At 61.4% G+C, this 15,470-nt stretch carries 20 protein-coding genes; 17 read left to right on the top strand and 3 right to left on the bottom strand.

The window, feature by feature from the left end:
- Positions 1-41: 41 nt before the first annotated feature.
- Genes SCL_RS07550 through SCL_RS07540 form a run of 3 tightly spaced genes read left to right on the top strand, consistent with a single transcriptional unit; the run spans position 42 to position 1,397 of the window.
- Positions 42-737: a succinate dehydrogenase iron-sulfur subunit gene (locus SCL_RS07550; RefSeq protein WP_096360649.1), complete on the top strand. Its 696-nt coding sequence runs from the start codon at positions 42-44 to the stop codon at positions 735-737.
- On the top strand, positions 737-973 hold the full coding sequence (locus SCL_RS07545; RefSeq protein ID WP_096360648.1) for an FAD assembly factor SdhE: 237 nt from the start codon (positions 737-739) through the stop codon (positions 971-973). Before SCL_RS07550 ends, SCL_RS07545 begins: the two co-directional genes overlap by 1 nt.
- On the top strand, positions 951-1,397 hold the full coding sequence (locus SCL_RS07540) for a protein YgfX (RefSeq protein ID WP_148665030.1): 447 nt from the start codon (positions 951-953) through the stop codon (positions 1,395-1,397). The genes SCL_RS07545 and SCL_RS07540 overlap by 23 nt, the downstream gene beginning before the upstream one ends.
- Here SCL_RS07540 and nadB read toward each other — a convergent pair.
- Entirely contained in the window at positions 1,351-2,991 is a 1,641-nt protein-coding gene (gene nadB / locus SCL_RS07535) for an L-aspartate oxidase (protein ID WP_096360646.1), read from the bottom strand. The genes SCL_RS07540 and nadB overlap by 47 nt on opposite strands.
- Positions 2,992-3,201: 210 nt before the next feature.
- On the opposite strand from nadB, the gene rpoE reads away from it, so the two are divergent.
- From rpoE to SCL_RS07470, 13 genes are all read left to right on the top strand, one after another.
- Complete coding sequence (gene rpoE, locus SCL_RS07530; protein ID WP_096360645.1) at positions 3,202-3,780, top strand: RNA polymerase sigma factor RpoE; 579 nt, start codon at positions 3,202-3,204, stop codon at positions 3,778-3,780.
- 2 nt (positions 3,781-3,782) lie between these two features.
- Positions 3,783-4,391: a sigma-E factor negative regulatory protein gene (locus tag SCL_RS07525; RefSeq protein ID WP_172425966.1), complete on the top strand. Its 609-nt coding sequence runs from the start codon at positions 3,783-3,785 to the stop codon at positions 4,389-4,391.
- A complete protein-coding gene (locus SCL_RS07520; RefSeq protein WP_096360643.1) occupies positions 4,388-5,368 on the top strand; it encodes a MucB/RseB C-terminal domain-containing protein in 981 nt (326 codons plus the stop codon). The genes SCL_RS07525 and SCL_RS07520 overlap by 4 nt, the downstream gene beginning before the upstream one ends.
- 139 nt (positions 5,369-5,507) lie before the next feature.
- A complete protein-coding gene (locus SCL_RS07515; protein WP_096360642.1) occupies positions 5,508-6,908 on the top strand; it encodes a Do family serine endopeptidase in 1,401 nt (466 codons plus the stop codon).
- 250 nt (positions 6,909-7,158) lie between these two features.
- Positions 7,159-8,961, top strand: a complete 1,803-nt coding sequence (gene lepA, locus SCL_RS07510) for a translation elongation factor 4 (protein ID WP_096360641.1) — start codon at positions 7,159-7,161, stop codon at positions 8,959-8,961.
- Positions 8,962-8,963: 2 nt separating this feature from the next.
- Positions 8,964-9,797, top strand: coding sequence for a signal peptidase I (lepB, locus tag SCL_RS07505; RefSeq protein ID WP_172425965.1), 834 nt, complete (start codon positions 8,964-8,966; stop codon positions 9,795-9,797).
- A gap of 23 nt (positions 9,798-9,820) precedes the next feature.
- Positions 9,821-10,216 (top strand): DUF4845 domain-containing protein, encoded by a 396-nt coding sequence (locus SCL_RS07500; protein WP_096360639.1) that lies wholly within the window; start codon positions 9,821-9,823, stop codon positions 10,214-10,216.
- Positions 10,203-10,886, top strand: coding sequence for a ribonuclease III (gene rnc / locus SCL_RS07495; protein ID WP_096360638.1), 684 nt, complete (start codon positions 10,203-10,205; stop codon positions 10,884-10,886). The genes SCL_RS07500 and rnc overlap by 14 nt, the downstream gene beginning before the upstream one ends.
- A complete protein-coding gene (gene era / locus SCL_RS07490) occupies positions 10,886-11,788 on the top strand; it encodes a GTPase Era (protein ID WP_096360637.1) in 903 nt (300 codons plus the stop codon). The genes rnc and era overlap by 1 nt, the downstream gene beginning before the upstream one ends.
- A gap of 3 nt (positions 11,789-11,791) precedes the next feature.
- The gene (gene recO / locus SCL_RS07485) at positions 11,792-12,562 is read left to right on the top strand and encodes a DNA repair protein RecO (RefSeq protein ID WP_096360636.1); all 771 of its coding nucleotides are present in this window, start codon (positions 11,792-11,794) and stop codon (positions 12,560-12,562) included.
- The gene (pdxJ, locus tag SCL_RS07480) at positions 12,546-13,277 is read left to right on the top strand and encodes a pyridoxine 5'-phosphate synthase (RefSeq protein WP_096360635.1); all 732 of its coding nucleotides are present in this window, start codon (positions 12,546-12,548) and stop codon (positions 13,275-13,277) included. The genes recO and pdxJ overlap by 17 nt, the downstream gene beginning before the upstream one ends.
- 107 nt (positions 13,278-13,384) lie before the next feature.
- Complete coding sequence (acpS, locus tag SCL_RS07475; RefSeq protein WP_096360634.1) at positions 13,385-13,765, top strand: holo-ACP synthase; 381 nt, start codon at positions 13,385-13,387, stop codon at positions 13,763-13,765.
- Positions 13,766-13,845: 80 nt separating this feature from the next.
- The gene (locus SCL_RS07470) at positions 13,846-14,523 is read left to right on the top strand and encodes a putative 2OG-Fe(II) oxygenase (protein WP_096360633.1); all 678 of its coding nucleotides are present in this window, start codon (positions 13,846-13,848) and stop codon (positions 14,521-14,523) included.
- Between the two features lie 10 nt (positions 14,524-14,533).
- Here SCL_RS07470 and SCL_RS07465 read toward each other — a convergent pair whose 3' ends face one another.
- A complete protein-coding gene (locus SCL_RS07465) occupies positions 14,534-14,767 on the bottom strand; it encodes a hypothetical protein (protein ID WP_096360632.1) in 234 nt (77 codons plus the stop codon).
- Between the two features lie 139 nt (positions 14,768-14,906).
- Here SCL_RS07465 and SCL_RS14530 point away from each other — a divergent pair, with 139 nt between their 5' ends.
- Positions 14,907-15,041, top strand: a complete 135-nt coding sequence (locus SCL_RS14530; protein ID WP_269458328.1) for a hypothetical protein — start codon at positions 14,907-14,909, stop codon at positions 15,039-15,041.
- Here SCL_RS14530 and SCL_RS07460 read toward each other — a convergent pair.
- Positions 15,032-15,424 carry a DUF1471 domain-containing protein gene (locus SCL_RS07460; RefSeq protein ID WP_096360631.1) on the bottom strand — a complete coding sequence of 131 codons (393 nt, stop codon included), beginning with the start codon at positions 15,422-15,424 and terminating at the stop codon, positions 15,032-15,034. The genes SCL_RS14530 and SCL_RS07460 overlap by 10 nt on opposite strands.
- Positions 15,425-15,470 lie beyond the last annotated feature (46 nt).

Below are 15,470 nucleotides of genomic sequence, written 5' to 3'. Positions count from 1 at the left end.
CGTTGTTTCACAGATAAAAACAAAGGGCTACACTGAACCCCATGCGATTTTCGATCTATCGCTTCAATCCCGAAACCGGCGAAAAGCCGCGCATGCAGGCCTATGAGCTGCCCGATGACAGCGGGGCAGTGATGCTGCTGGACGCGCTGCTCCTGCTCAAGCAGCAGGACGACAGTCTCGGGTTCCGGCGCTCGTGCCGCGAGGGGGTATGCGGATCGGACGGGATGAACATCAACGGCCGCAACGGTCTCGCCTGCATCACGCCGCTCAAGGACCTGAAGCAGCCGATCGAGCTCAAGCCGCTGCCGGGGGTGCCGGTAGTGCGCGACCTGATCGTGGACCTGAGCCAGTTTTACAGCGCCTACCGGACGGTGAAACCCTGGGTGATCAATCACGACCCGGAACCGGAGATCGAGCGGCTGCAGTCGCCGGAGGACCGGGACAAGCTGGACGGTCTTTACGAGTGTGTTCTTTGTGCCTGTTGTACAACGGCTTGCCCGTCATTCTGGTGGAACCCCGACAAGTTCCTGGGACCCGCGGCGCTGCTGCAATCCTGGCGTTTCCTGGCGGACAGCCGCGACCAGGCCACTGGCGAGCGTCTCGATGGCCTGGAAGATCCTTATAAGTTGTTCCGTTGCCACACCATCATGAATTGCACCGAGGCCTGTCCCAAGGGGCTGAACCCGGCCAAGGCCATCGGGCATATAAAAATGATGCTGGCCAAGCGCGTCCTCTGATGGATGAGCGCCGGCTGGAGCGAATCCGCTGGCGCTCCCGGCGCGGACTGTTGGAGCTGGATGTAGTACTTAAGGACTTCCTCGACCGCCACTATCCCGGCCTGACGTCCGCCGAGCAGGAAGCGTTTGAGCAGTTGCTGACGGTGCCCGACGAAACCCTGCTGGCCTATGTGCAGGGCAAGCAAAACCCACCCGAAAAAGAGTTGATGCAGCTTGTTACAAAAATCAGAAACTAACCTGATTTTAAACATAAAAGTTTCCAGATTTCTGGCTGGGGTTTTTCTGGCCACGCATCTGGGCGGCATGGTGCTGGTGGCGGTGACGCCCATGGCTTGGCTTATGCGCTTGGGTCTCTGGGGAGTGTTGGGGTGGAGTCTTTATTATTCTCTCGTCATCCATGCCTGGCGCACCAGTCGGCTCGCCATCACGGCCATCGAACTGGATAACGAAGGAATGGCGTCGGTGCGATTTGCCGGCAGCGAATCCTGGCAGCCGGTTCGAATCACCAGCCGCTTCGTGCATCCCTGGCTGACGCTGATGACTTTGCGGCTGGAAAGTCGCCGCTGGCCGCTGAACCTGGCGATCGCCGCGGATGCGGTCGAGGCGGAGCCGTTCAGGCGTTGGCGCGTCGCCCTGAAGTTTCAGGTGGTGCCGGGGTGAGGACGGTATCCTGCGGGGTACCCGCCAGGGCTTGCGGATAGTCACGGGTGAAGTGCAGCCCGCGCGATTCCTTGCGCGCGAGGGCGGAGCGGATGATCAGCTCGGATACCAATAATAGATTACGCAATTCAATAAGATCGTTCGTAACCTTGAAGTTACTGTAGAACTCCCGGACTTCTTCTTTCAGCAGCTCCACCCGGCGTAGGGCGCGCTGCAGGCGCTTGCTGGTGCGCACGATGCCGACGTAGCTCCACATGCCGCGGCGCAGCTCGTCCCAGTTGTGCGATACCACGACCTGCTCGTCGGGATCGGTGACGCGGCTTTCGTCCCAGGCCGGCAGGCCTTCCGGGACCGGACCGGCGGAGGGAAATTGTTTCAGGATGTCCTCGGCCGCGGCCTTGGCGAATACCAGGCATTCCAGCAGGGAGTTGCTGGCGAGGCGGTTGGCCCCGTGCAGGCCGGTGAAGGTGCATTCGCCCACGGCGTAAAGCCGCTCGAGATCGGTACGGGCCGATAGATCGGTTACGACGCCGCCGCAAGTGTAATGCGCCGCCGGCACCACCGGGATCGGCTCGCGCGTGATGTCGTAGCCGTATTCCTTGCAGCGCTCGTAGATCGTCGGAAAATGGCTTTTGATGAAATCTGCCGGCTTGTGGCTGATGTCGAGGTGCACGTAATCGAGGCCGCCGCGTTTCATTTCATAGTCGATGGCGCGCGCCACGATGTCGCGCGGCGCCAATTCACCGCGCGGGTCGTGGTCCTGCATGAAGGGCTTGCCGTTGGGCAGCGTGAGCTTGCCGCCTTCGCCGCGTACCGCCTCGGAAATCAGGAAGGACTTGGCGCGGATATGGTACAGACAGGTGGGATGAAACTGGACGAACTCCATGTTTGCCACCCGGCAACCGGCGCGCCAGGCCATGGCGATGCCGTCGCCGGTCGAGGTATCGGGGTTGCTGGTGTAGAGATAGGCCTTGCAGGCCCCGCCGGTGGCCAGCACCACGAATCGAGCGCCATAGGCGCGGATATGGCCGTCTGCCTTGTTGAGTGCGTAAGCGCCGAGAACGCGGTTGGGTCCCGGGTGGCCGAGTTTCTGGCTGGTGATGAGGTCGATGGCGATGTGGTTTTCATGCAGCGTAATGTTGGGGTGGCGGCGCACCTGTGCCTCCAGCGTGGTTTCCATGGCGCGGCCAGTGGCGTCGGCGGCGTGGATCACGCGCCGGTGGCTGTGGCCGCCCTCGCGGGTCAGGTGGTATTCCAGGCCATTGTGCGGATGTTCCTCCCGGCTGAAGGGCACACCGCGCTCGATGAGCCAGCGGATCGCCGCCGGCCCCTCGCGCACGGCGAATTCCACCGTGTCGCGGTGGCACAGGCCGGCGCCGGCGTCGAGCGTGTCCTGGATATGGGATTCGAAGCTGTCTTCCTCGCCGTTCAGCACCGCGGCGACGCCGCCCTGGGCATACAGGCTGGAGCCTTCCGTGAGCGCGGCCTTGGCCAGAATGGTGACCCGCGCCCGGTCCGCGACGCGCAGGGCCAGGCTCAGGCCGGCAATGCCGCCGCCGATAATCAGGACGTCGGATGGCGGCGCCGTGGTCATGCGGAATGTGGTCGAGGGGAGGGCACGTTGGTGACGATTGCGATATCCTAGCACACGAGTCGGCCGGCATTGACCGGGCCGGCGCCTCTTCAGGGACGGAAATTTGAATAACAAATACCTTCTTTTTAAGGCTTCCCCGGCGAACTTTGGTCTTTCCCGGCGGTCTCTTGATACCGGTATGCCCCGCCATGCGCAGGGGGTCCAGACCCCATGAGCGAGCGGAGCATTGACCAGAAGCTGGTTGTCCGGGTGCAGCAAGGCGACAAAACCGCCTTCGATCTGCTGGTCCGGAAGTATCAGCACAAGATTGCCAAGCTGATCTCGCGCTACGTGCGCGACCGGCGCGAGGTGGAAGACGTGACGCAGGAGGCCCTCATCAAGGCCTACCGCGCGATTGGCGGGTTTCGTGGCGAGAGCGCGTTCTATACTTGGTTGTACCGCATCGCCGTGAACACGGCCAAGAATTACCTGGAATCGCAGGGACGTCGCCCACCCGGAACCGACATGGAGATTGAAACCGCGGAGCTGGCCGATGGCGGCGCCATTCTGCGCGAACAGGCGACACCGGAGCGACAGATGCTGACAGATGAAATCGCCAATACCGTGCACCGGGTGATCGAAGGGCTGCCCGAGGACCTGCGCACCGCGATCACGCTGCGCGAGATCGAGGGCATGAGCTACGAGGAAATCGCGCAGGTCATGGATTGTCCGATCGGCACCGTGCGCTCGCGCATCTTTCGCGCACGCGAGGCGGTCGATCAGGAATTGCGGCCTTTGCTGGAGAAATGAACATGAGCAACACCGATGACATGAAAGAAAAACTGTCCGCGCTGGTGGACAACGAGCTGGACGAACTGGACGAGCGCCGTGTCATGAAGGCGCTGGAACAGGACGCCGAACTGCGCCAGACCTGGGAGCGCTATCATCTGGTGCACTCGGTCCTGCATCAGGAACTGGATGTAATGGTTCCGTCAGGCATGGCGGCGCGCGTGGCGGCGCAGATCGAGAGCGAGCCGGCCAATATCGCCCGCTTCCGGCGCCGGCAAGTCAGCCGCATCGCCGGAACGCTGGCGATGGCTGCTTCCGTGGCGGTGATCGCCGTTGCCGCGGTGCAGTGGTTCAACCGTCCCGTCACGTCGCCGATTCCATCCCTGGCGGCGGTGGGTCAGTCCGTGCCGGTCAATTCCGTCGCGGCGCCGGTTCCGTCTCTGGCGGCGAGCCAGACCGCGCCGGACAACGTCATCCGTGCCGGCGTCACGCGCTGGGACGTGAAGGAGCCGGAGACCGAGAGCACCCTGAACACCTTCCTTATCGAGCACAATGAATTTGCATCGTCCTCCGGCATCGGCGGCATGATGCCCTATGTCCGCGTTGTTGGTTACGATAACCCCGCTAAATGAATCTTCGCGCGCTTACCCGGTATCTGTTTTTTTCAGCCAGTCTCGTTTTCAGTACCGCCGTCCTGGCCAGTGACGCCGCGCACGACTGGCTGATGAAAATCAACCAGGCGGCGCGCATGCTCGATTACGAAGGCGTTTTCGTCTATCAGCACGAAACCCAGCTCGAGGCCATGCGCATCGTTCATAAAGTGGAGAACGGCACGGCCCGCGAGCGGCTGGTGTCGCTCAACGGCGCGCCGCGCGAAATCATCCGCGATCAGCGCGAAGTGACCTGCTACTGGCCGGACAAGAACTCGGTGATGGTGGAATACCGCAAGGCCGACAACCAGTCGTTCCCGGCCATCCTTCCGGAGCGCCTGCAAGACCTCGACAATTATTACTCGATCCATTTGGGCAATGTGGAGCGCATCACCGGCCGTCCGGCGCAGCGGGTGATCGTCAAACCGGTTGACCAGTATCGCTATGGTTACCACCTGTGGGCGGACCGCGAGACCGGCCTGCTGCTGAAGGCGGATCTGCTCGATACCCAGGGAAAGATCCTGGAACAGTTCATGTTCACGCAAATCAACATCGGCACGAAAATACCGGCGTCGGCGCTGAAACCCGGCATGACCGGCAAGGACATGGTGTGGCACCGGGAAGAGGAAGACCGCAAAACGGTCTCGACCATGCCTCAGTGGACGGCGACGCAACTGCCCCGGGGTTTCCGGCTCTCGGCCCACATTGCGCGTCAGACGCTGATGCGCAAGCGCCCGGTGGAGCACCTGGTGTATACCGACGGTCTGGCGGCGGTATCCGTGTTCGTGGAGAAGCGCGGTGAAGGCACCAAGCCTTTCATGCTGGGACCGAGCCGCATGGGAGCGGTGAACGCGCTGGGCGCGCGCGTGGATGATTACCAGATCACCACGGTCGGTGAGGTCCCGGCGGAAACCATCGCCCTGATCGGGGGTTCGGTGGCCCCGGTCGCCAAAGAATAAACAGGATTAACAGGATTTTTCAGGATTTACAGGATTAAAAAAACAGTTGCAGGTTGGGGTGAGCGCAGCGAACCCCAGCTCACAGGTTTATACTTACAAGAATCCTGTTAATCCTGAAATATCCCGTGAATCCTGTTCAATGAAAATATTTCGTTATTCAATCCTCCTCGTCCTGTTTATCTCGGCGCCACTGGCCGCGGCCCCGCGCGGCTTGCCGGATTTCAGCCGGCTGGTCAGCGCGCATGCCACGGCGGTGGTGAACATCAGTGTGACGCGCGACCCGAAGCGCGCCGGTTTCCCGGTGGATGATGCCGCGCCGGAGGATGGCGCCGCGCGTGATTTCACCCGCCGTTTTTTCGGTGATGGTCCGGAGGCTGACGAGGAGAATTCACTGGGTTCGGGTTTCATCATTTCTCCCGATGGTTACATTCTCACCTGTGCCCATGTCACCGAGAACGCGCGTGAAATTCTGGTGCGCTTGAACGACCGGCGCGAATTCAGCGCGCGCCTGGTCGGTTCCGACCGGCGCAGCGACATCGCCCTGCTGAAAATCGAATCCGCCGGCCTGCCCGTGATCGTCATCGGCGACGCCAACCGGCTGCAGGTGGGTGAATGGGTGCTGGCCATCGGTTCTCCATTCGGCTTCGACAGTTCTGCCACCGCCGGCATCGTTTCCGCCAAGGGGCGCACCCTGCCGAACGAAAATTACGTGTCTTTCATCCAGACCGACGTGCCGATCAATCCCGGCAACTCCGGCGGTCCGTTGTTCAACCTGCGGGGCGAGGTCGTCGGCGTGAACTCGCAGATTTACAGCGGCACCGGCGGATTCATGGGCGTGTCATTCGCCATTCCCATCGATGCCGCCATGACCATCGGCGCGCAACTCAGAAGCGAGGGCCGGGTGCGTCGCGGCTGGCTCGGTGTCAGCCTGCAGGACGTGTCGCTGGCGCTGGCGGGAGCCTATGGACTGAACAAGCCGCGCGGCGCCCTGGTGGCGGACGTGCTGCCCAAGGGTCCGGCGGCCAAATCCGATCTGCGTCCCGGCGACATCGTGGTCGAATACGAAAACAAGCCGATCAACCGCTCTTCCGATCTGCCGGCCCTGGTCGGCCTGTCGATGCCGGGCACGCACGCGAAATTTCGCGTGTTCCGCCGCGACCAGGGCATGCAGACCGTGGTGGTGACGCTGGGCGAGCTCCGGGAAGAAGCGCCGGATCAGGCGCCGCCCCGAAAGGAACGCCCGGAGAGCCGGAACCGGTTTGGCCTGGTGCTCAGTGAGATAACGGCCACGCAACGGCGCGATATGGATATCGACCATGGTGCGGGCGTCATCAGCGTGGAAGAGGGCCTCGCGCGCAATGCCGGTTTGCGCCCGGGCGACGTGGTCCTGGAAGTGGATGGCAAGCGCGTCACGGATGTGGCCGGTTTTCACCGGTTGCTGGCGCACGTGAGCCCCGGGCGCGCCGCGGTGCTGCGGGTACGGCGCGGGATGGCGACGTTGTTCATGGCTCTGGACAACTCCCCCCGGTCCGCGCCCTGATCATTTATGCCATCCCTGAAATGAGGTATGCTACGCGCCACAGGGCAGACGTGAACCACAGACGACCACGGCCCTCATCACACTTTGACGCAGACCAGAATCCCGGGCGCCGTTGGCGCCTTTTTCATACCCTCGGCACGGACGGCGGATACCGCTGGCCGTCATTCGGGTGTGGCGTGACGTTCCTGACGCCACGACGAGCGCGGGGCGGCGGCGCTTATGTCGGGACGAGCGCAGCAGGGCTACATAAATGAGCTGGAACCAGGAACGCATCCGGAATTTCTCGATCATCGCGCACATCGACCACGGCAAATCCACGCTGGCAGACCGCTTCATCCAGACCTGCGGCGCCCTGGAGGCGCGCGAGATGCAGGCGCAGGTGCTGGATTCCATGGATCTCGAGCGCGAGCGCGGCATCACCATCAAGGCGCAGAGCGTGGCCCTCGATTACAAGGCGCGCGACGGTCAGACCTACCGCCTGAACATGATCGACACGCCCGGCCACGTGGACTTTTCCTACGAAGTCTCGCGCTCGCTGACCGCCTGCGAAGGCGCGTTGCTCGTGGTTGATGCCTCGCAGGGCGTGCAGGCGCAGACGGTGGCGAACTGCTACACCGCCGCCGAACTCGATCTGGAAATCCTGCCGGTGCTGAACAAGATCGACCTGCCATCCGCCGATCCCGCGCGCGCGATCGCGGAGATCGAGGACATCATCGGCATCGACGCCAATGACGCCATCCGCGCCAGCGCCAAGACCGGCGAGGGCGTCACGGATATCCTCGAGTCCATCGTGCGCCGCATTCCCGCGCCGACAGGCAACGCCGAGGCGCCGCTCAAGGCGCTGATCATCGATTCCTGGTTCGACAATTATCTCGGCACGGTGTCGCTGGTGCGCGTCATGCAAGGGCGCCTGAAGCCCAAGGAAAAAATCCGTCTGATGGCCATGCAGCGCGATCACCTGGTCGAGCAGATCGGCATATTCACGCCGAAGCGCAAGCCGGTGGAGGAGCTGGGCCCGGGCGAGGTGGGTTATGTCATCGCCGGCATCAAGGACGTGCGCAGCGCGCGCGTCGGCGACACCATCACGCATGTGGACCGGCCGGCCGACAAGCCGCTGCCCGGTTTCAAGGAGATCAAACCACGCGTGTTCGCCGGACTGTACCCGGTGGAGTCCTCGGAATACGAATCCTTCCGCGATGCGCTGGCGAAGTTGCAGCTGAACGATGCCTCGCTGCATTACGAACCGGAATCCTCGGAGGCGCTCGGTTTCGGTTTTCGCTGCGGTTTTCTCGGCATGCTGCACATGGAAATCATCCAGGAGCGGCTGGAACGCGAATACGGGATCAATCTCATCACCACCGCCCCGACCGTGGTTTACGAAGTGGTCACGGCGAACGAGGTGCAGCTGGTGGAAAATCCGGCAAAACTGCCGGACCCGTCCCGCATCGTCGAGATTCGCGAACCGATCATCCGCGCCACCATTCTCGTGCCGCAGGAATACGTCGGCAACGTCATCGGCCTGTGCGTGGAAAAGCGCGGCATCCAGAAGGACATGACCTATCACGGCCGCCAGGCGATGCTGGTCTACGAGCTGCCCCTCAATGAAGTCGTGCTGGATTTCTTCGACCGGCTCAAGTCGGTCAGCCGCGGATATGCCTCGCTCGACTACGATTTCGTGGAGTTTCGCGCCGCCGACCTGTGCAAGCTTGACGTACTGATCAATGGCGATAAAGTGGATGCCCTGTCGGTGATCGTGCACCGGGCGCAGAGCCAGTTTCGGGGACGCGAGCTGGCAAGCAAGCTGCGTGAGCTGATCCCGCGGCAGATGTTCGATGTCGCGATCCAGGCGGCGATCGGTTCCAAGATCATCGCGCGCGAGACGGTCAAGGCGCTGCGCAAGAACGTCACGGCCAAGTGCTACGGCGGTGACGCGACGCGCAAGCGCAAATTGCTGGAAAAACAGAAAGAGGGAAAGAAGCGAATGAAACAGCTGGGTACCGTGGAAATTCCACAAGAAGCCTTTCTTGCCGTGTTGCGCGTGGACCAGAAATAACCATGGATTTTGCACTGATCTTGTTGCTGATCCTGATCGGCACCGGCGCCCTCTGGGGCCTGGACCGCTGGCTGTGGGCGCCGGGCCGCGAGCGCCGCGCGCAGGCGTTGGCGGAGGCGGGCAAAACCGGGGACGCCGCGCTGGCGCGCAAGGAGCCGATCTACGTCGAGTACGCGCGCGCCTTCTTCCCCGTCATCCTGATCGTGTTTTTTATCCGATCCTTTCTGGCGGAGCCGTTCCGTATTCCCTCCGAGTCGATGCTGCCGACGCTCTACGTCGGTGATTTCATCCTGGTGAACAAGTTTTCCTACGGAGTGCGGCTGCCGGTCGCCAACGTCAAGGTGCTTGACTCCGGCCTGCCGAAACGGGGGGAGGTGGTGGTATTCCGCTTCCCCGGGGATCCCTCGATCAATTACATCAAGCGCGTCGTTGGCATTCCCGGCGACCATATCCTATATAAGGATAAGAAACTCTACATCAACGGCACGCCGATGGAGCAGGGTGACGGACGGCCCTATTTTTTCTCTCCGGAAAGCAATGCGCATGGTCAGGAGACGTTGCGCGTGACGGAGAACCTCGACGGCATCAGGCATGACATACTGACGACGAATCGCCAGGACGTTCCACTGCCGGAAATCGTGGTGCCCGTGGGACAATATTTCGTCATGGGCGATAACCGTGACCACAGCAACGACAGCCGTTACTGGGGCTTCGTGCCGGACCGCAACCTGGTGGGCAAGGCCTTCCTGATCTGGTTCAGCTGGGACGTGGCTGGGCATGACAAGTGGTTCTGGGAACGGATCGTCTGGAACCGCCTCGGCAATTCGATCCATTAGCGCAGATATCTGACACAGGATTGTTGAAGGAGATCAAGATGCAAAACCCAAAACGCCAATCGGGCATGACCATGTGGAGCCTGCTGTTCGTTCTTGGCACATTGGCATTTTTTCTTTTCCTGACCTTCAAGTTGCTTCCTCCGTATCTGGGTGACATGAAGATAAAAGGCGCGCTGGACAGCCTGGGACGGCAGCCTGATGCCGGAAGCATGTCTGTCCCGGAAATCCAGGAAGCGATCCGCAAACGGCTTGAAATAGACAGCGCCGACAATTTTGACCTGGCCAATTCGCTCACTATCACGGCCAAGGGCAGAAACAAGGTCATTCGCATCAATTATGAGTCGGTGACGCCCATGCTTTTCAACATTTCCGCCCTGCTTACGTTCGATCACAGCATCGAGGTCCGTGGCGGAGAATAAAACCCCTGCCGAGCTTGTCCGCCGGTTGGCGTACAATTTCCGGCGTCCCGAATTGCTCGAGCGGGCATTGACGCATCGCAGCAAGAGCGCCGTCAATTATGAGCGGCTTGAGTTTCTCGGCGACAGCGTTCTGGGTTTTGCCATTTCCTCCGAGCTTTACAAGTGCTATCCGAATCTCTACGAAGGGGAGTTGACGCGACTGCGCGCCAGCCTGGTCAAGAAGGAAACGCTGGCAGCGCTGGCGCGCGAGATCGATCTGGGAAATTACCTGAAGCTGGGGGAGGGCGAACTCAAGAGCGGCGGATACGACCGCGATTCGATCCTGGCGGATGCCCTGGAAGCGGTATTCGGCGCCATCTGCCGGGACGCCTCGGTGGAGGAGGCCACGCGCGTCATTCTGCATCTATACCGCGACAAGCTGGCACAACTGGACCCGCATTCCATTCCCAAGGATCCCAAGACCCGGCTCCAGGAGTATCTGCAGAAACTGTCCCTGCCGACGCCGACCTATCTCGTCCGGGACGTTACCGGCGAGCCGCATAACCAGAGCTTCGTGGTGGAATGTCACGTGTCGGGGCTCGAACGGCCGGTGCAGGGCGAGGGTAACAGCCGGCGCCATGCCGAACAGCAGGCCGCGGCCCACGCGCTCGAATTGCTGCACCAACGCTGATGCCTGACGCCACCCTACGCAGCGGTCTTGTGACCCTGGCCGGCCGCCCGAACGTGGGCAAGTCCACGCTGCTGAACCGGCTGGTCGGGCAGAAGATCAGCATCACTTCGCCCCGCGCCCAGACCACCCGCCACCGCCTGCTGGGCATCAAGACCACCGAGCAGCACCAGATTGTTTATGTGGATACGCCCGGTCTGCACACGGATAATAAAGGCATGATGAACCGCCAGCTGAATCGCGTGGCCAACGCCAGCCTGCAGGGTGTGGATTGCATCCTGCTGCTGATCGCCGCGAGCGGCTGGACCAAAGCGGATGAATACCCGCTGCAACTGGCGGCCGGTCAGGGCATTCCCGTGATCCTCGTCATCAACAAGCTGGATTTGCTCAAAGATCGCTCGGAATTGCTGCCGCTCATGGAAATGTCGAGCCGCAAGGCAGAGTTCGCCGAAATCGTGCCGGTTTCCGCGCGTACCGGCGCCAACGCCGACGACCTGGAAAATGCCATTCTCAAGCGCCTGCCGCAGCAGCCGTTTCTGTATCCCGCGGACCAGATTTCCGATCGTGGCGAGCGTTTTCTCGCGTCGGAACTGATCCGCGAACAGATATTTCGCGGATTCCAGCAGGAAGTTCCGTATGCGACGGCAGTGAGCATCGAGCAGTTCCGGCGCGCCAAGGGAGCGTTGCACGTCGAAGCTACCATCTGGGTGGAGAAGGAGGGCCAGAAGCCGATCCTGATCGGAAAGGACGGCCAGCGCCTCAAGACCGTCGGCAGTCGCGCGCGCCTGGCGATGCAGAAACTCTTCGGCACCCGGGTGCACCTGCATCTGTGGGTGAAGGTGCGTGAAGGCTGGTCGGACAGCGAGCGCTCCCTGCGCAGCCTGGGCTACAGCGACGAGACCTGATCCATGCGTTTTCAGCAGCAACCGGCGTTTGTCCTGCACCAGCGCGAGTACAGCGAAACCAGCCTGCTGCTGGAGGTTTTCACGGCCAATCACGGGCGCATCGGCCTGATTGCCAAAGGCGCGCGCCGTGCCAGCAGCCGTCTGCGCGGCATATTGAAACCGTTCCAGCGTCTGCTGATCGGCTGGAGCGGAAAAGGCGAACTCGCCGTGCTGACTGCCGCGGAGACGGATGGGCCGGGCTTTGCGCTCGAAGGCCCGGCGTTGTACTGCGGTTTTTACATGAACGAAGTGCTGATGCGGCTGCTGCATCGCCACGATCCGCACAGCGAATTGTTCAACGCCTATCAGACGGCGTTGCCGCGTCTGCGGGTGGATGGCTTCAATGAACCGGTGCTGCGAATTTTTGAAAAATATCTTTTGCGCGAGCTGGGTTACGGTCTGGTGCTGGACCGGGATATCGAGGACAGAACCCCGATCGATACCGCGGCCATGTACGATTATGTTCTCGATCGCGGGCCGGTGCGTCTGGCCCACCCTGACCTCAATCTGCCGACCGAAGGGGTGCGGGTGCGCGGCGCCTGCCTGGTGGCGCTGGCGCGCGAATCACTGAACGACCCCGCGGTTCTGCGCGACGCCAAGACGCTCATGCGCGCGGCGCTGGCGCGCCACCTGGGCGACCGGCCGTTGCACAGCCGCAAACTGTTTCGCCGCGTGGCGCCCGTGATCGCCGTGGAAACGACCCTGGAGACGGAACTTGATGAAGCTGGGCGTTAACATCGATCACGTCGCGACCCTGCGCCAGGCGCGCGGCACGCGCTACCCCGATCCGGTCCAGGCGGCGATGGAAGCGGAGCAGGCCGGCGCCGATGCCATCACGCTGCATCTGCGCGAGGATCGCCGGCATATCCAGGATCAGGACGTTGAAGTATTGCGTCGCCTGATTCAGACCCGCATGAATCTTGAGATGGCGGTGGCGGACGATATCGTGGCTTTTGCCTGTCGCATCCGCCCGCATGAATGCTGCCTGGTGCCCGAACGACGCCAGGAACTGACCACCGAGGGCGGGCTGGATGTCGTCGGCGGCCTCAAAAAGATCACAGTGGCCTGCGCCAGGCTGGCCGATGCCGGCATACGCGTATCGTTGTTCGTGGATGCCGACCCGGCCCAGGTAGAGGCCGCGGCCAAAACCGGTGCGCCGGTGATCGAAATCCACACCGGTCGTTACGCGGAGGCAGAATCCGGCGAGGCGGGCCGGCAGGAACTGGTGCGCATCGAGCAGGCGGTGCAGCAGGGGCTCGGGCTCAAGCTGCGGGTCAATGCCGGCCACGGCCTCAATTATCACAATGTCCAGGCGGTCGCCGCGATCCCGGGCATCGAGGAACTGAACATCGGCCATGCCATCATCGCGCGCGCCCTGTTCACCGGCCTGCCGGAGGCGGTGCGCGAGATGAAGCGCCTCATGAACGAGGCGGCTATTAAAAATTCATAGACAGGATTAACAGGATTAACAGGATTTTTTATATTTGAGAAATTCTTAATCCTGTAAATCCTGAGAAATCCTGTCAATCCTGTTTATTTTTTATTATTAGGGTTCATATGATTTTCGGCATCGGCACCGACATCGTGCGCGTGGCGCGCATGCAGCAGGACCTCGACCGCTTCGGCGAGCGATTCGCCGAGCGCATTTTGACCGCCAATGAAATGCAGGAATTTCGCCGCAACGCCGGCAAGGCCAATTTTCTGGCGCGTCGTTTCGCCGCCAAGGAGGCGGCGGTCAAAGCGCTCGGCACGGGCTTCAGCCAGGGCGTGCAACTGCACGACATCGAAGTGGCCCATGATGCGCAGGGGAAACCGTTGCTGGAGTTCCGCGGTCGGGCGCGTGAATTCATGCGGGAAAAATCCATCACCGTTTCCCACATCAGCCTGGCGGACGAACAGGATCATGCCGTCGCCTTCGTGACGCTCGAAACCGGCTGACGGCCCGACGGCCGGGATTTCTTCCGGTCGCGTTACGTGACAGAATACGTCGCCAGCGGTTATGAGGCGTACGAACCCCAATGAGCGACGATACTATCCTGCTGGGCATGAAGGCCATCGAAGTATGGCCGAAGGACTGCCAGTCGGAAATTTGTGGTGACTCCACGATCCACAGGATTACCTTTACCGACACCCGCGAATATCACCCGCGTCTGGTCGCCAAGATCCTCGAGCTCGAGGAAAACCACCGTTTGCGCAGGCGTTATTTCCGCGGCGCGTGCGGCACGAAAATCCATCACCTGGAAAAATGGGCCAGCACCGAGGCCGAACTGATCACCGCGCGCGCCAGGGCGCTGTTCCGGAAAGTGCTCGAGTGCGAGCATGCGGTGGTCGACCTGAGCTGGGCCAATGTCTATCGTGCCGGCGATTATTGTCTGCCGCACAGCCACCTGCGATCAACGGCGAGCGTGGTGTATTGTCTGGATGCCGGTGACGAAGATCCGGATGATTCCCAGGGTGGCCGGTTCTGTTTTGTCGACCCGCGTCTGCGTAATTGCTGCCAGCATCAGGAGGGCTGCATGACCACGCCGTTCTACCCCGGCATGGCGGCCGGCACCATGCTGATATTTCCGAGCCAGCTGGTGCACACGGTGAACCCCTATGCCGGGGCGCGACCGCGCATCACCTTGTCGTGGAATATCAACAAGCACGCACTGCCCGGACCGGCGCTTCCCGCTGACGCGGGAAGCGATCCGTAAATCCGGAAACCTAGCCGGAGGCGCGTTTGTTGCTGTTGTGACGCGCGAGCGGTGCACGCACCGAGGCGTCTTGCGATTTGTCTTTGGTTTTGCGGAGATATTTGACCGATCCCGCCGGGGCGGCGAGATTTCCTTCTTCATCATCCGGAGAGTTTCCCCGGATCATCTTGCCGAAGGCGATGGCTGCCAACAGACCGGCTACTGTCCATACCAGCAGGATAACGAGAAGCGCATCAATGCTCATTAATTACCCTCCGTGTAAAGTAATGGCAGAATTCCCTAAACCGCCGTGAATTACAACCCATTTCCCGCCGTTTTTGCACCAGCGGTAGCCATTCCCTGACCGGCGGTTACCGTCTTCCAAAGTATAGTGAGGCTCATGCATGGCAAAAAAAACCAGGCTTGCTGCTCTGGCAATGCAGCTGCTGCTGGTGGCGGCGAGCCATGCCATGCACAAGGAAAACCCGCATCGGCTCTGGCGAATTTTGCCGCTAACGACTCGTGGTAGTTATTCCTGATACTTGATGGCCCGGGCGCGGACAAGGCGATAGGTTTGCCGCACGGGTCGGTAGCGCGGGCGGTATGCCCCGTGGGGGGAGTAATAGGGGTCGTTCAGCAGCCAATTCGTGGTGGATTTGTCGTGCACGCTCATGATCACGATGGCGTCGGCGCCGATTTCCCGTGCCTTGCGCGCCAGCCGTTCGTTGACTTCCTCCGGGGTGCCTCCGTAGGTGTCGCCCAGAATGGCAATGGTTTTATGCGGTCGAGCGGGGCGATCGAGCAGCACTTCGACGCTGAGGGTGGGCGGGAACGATTCAATCTTGCTCAGTATCTCCGCTTCCGGCGTGGCGCAACCCGTCAGAACCAGAAACAGCGTGAACCACCAACCGTACCGGATCATTGCGTGATTCTAGGGCATTTCCGGAACTCGAAACAACGCCGTAACA

The organism is Sulfuricaulis limicola (assembly GCF_002355735.1).
Classification (GTDB): domain Bacteria; phylum Pseudomonadota; class Gammaproteobacteria; order Acidiferrobacterales; family Sulfurifustaceae; genus Sulfuricaulis; species Sulfuricaulis limicola.
The sequence above is the reverse complement of the archived record's forward strand: the minus strand, read 5'-3'. Positions and strand labels throughout refer to the sequence as shown.

Bases quoted from the DNA above. Each gene is read 5' to 3' on its own strand.
- SCL_RS07545 (WP_096360648.1), top strand. From the start codon at position 737: ATGGATGAGCGCCGGCTGGAGCGAATCCGCTGGCGCTCCCGGCGCGGA.
- lepA (WP_096360641.1), top strand. From the start codon at position 7,159: ATGAGCTGGAACCAGGAACGCATCCGGAATTTCTCGATCATCGCGCAC.
- SCL_RS07525 (WP_172425966.1), top strand. From the start codon at position 3,783: ATGAGCAACACCGATGACATGAAAGAAAAACTGTCCGCGCTGGTGGAC.
- acpS (WP_096360634.1), top strand. From the start codon at position 13,385: ATGATTTTCGGCATCGGCACCGACATCGTGCGCGTGGCGCGCATGCAG.
- SCL_RS07460 (WP_096360631.1), bottom strand. From the start codon at position 15,424: ATGATCCGGTACGGTTGGTGGTTCACGCTGTTTCTGGTTCTGACGGGT.
- recO (WP_096360636.1), top strand. From the start codon at position 11,792: ATGCGTTTTCAGCAGCAACCGGCGTTTGTCCTGCACCAGCGCGAGTAC.
- era (WP_096360637.1), top strand. From the start codon at position 10,886: ATGCCTGACGCCACCCTACGCAGCGGTCTTGTGACCCTGGCCGGCCGC.
- SCL_RS07470 (WP_096360633.1), top strand. From the start codon at position 13,846: ATGAGCGACGATACTATCCTGCTGGGCATGAAGGCCATCGAAGTATGG.
- lepB (WP_172425965.1), top strand. From the start codon at position 8,964: ATGGATTTTGCACTGATCTTGTTGCTGATCCTGATCGGCACCGGCGCC.
- SCL_RS07520 (WP_096360643.1), top strand. From the start codon at position 4,388: ATGAATCTTCGCGCGCTTACCCGGTATCTGTTTTTTTCAGCCAGTCTC.
- nadB (WP_096360646.1), bottom strand. From the start codon at position 2,991: ATGACCACGGCGCCGCCATCCGACGTCCTGATTATCGGCGGCGGCATT.
- SCL_RS07550 (WP_096360649.1), top strand. From the start codon at position 42: ATGCGATTTTCGATCTATCGCTTCAATCCCGAAACCGGCGAAAAGCCG.
- pdxJ (WP_096360635.1), top strand. From the start codon at position 12,546: ATGAAGCTGGGCGTTAACATCGATCACGTCGCGACCCTGCGCCAGGCG.
- SCL_RS14530 (WP_269458328.1), top strand. From the start codon at position 14,907: ATGGCAAAAAAAACCAGGCTTGCTGCTCTGGCAATGCAGCTGCTGCTG.
- SCL_RS07515 (WP_096360642.1), top strand. From the start codon at position 5,508: ATGAAAATATTTCGTTATTCAATCCTCCTCGTCCTGTTTATCTCGGCG.
- SCL_RS07465 (WP_096360632.1), bottom strand. From the start codon at position 14,767: ATGAGCATTGATGCGCTTCTCGTTATCCTGCTGGTATGGACAGTAGCC.
- rpoE (WP_096360645.1), top strand. From the start codon at position 3,202: ATGAGCGAGCGGAGCATTGACCAGAAGCTGGTTGTCCGGGTGCAGCAA.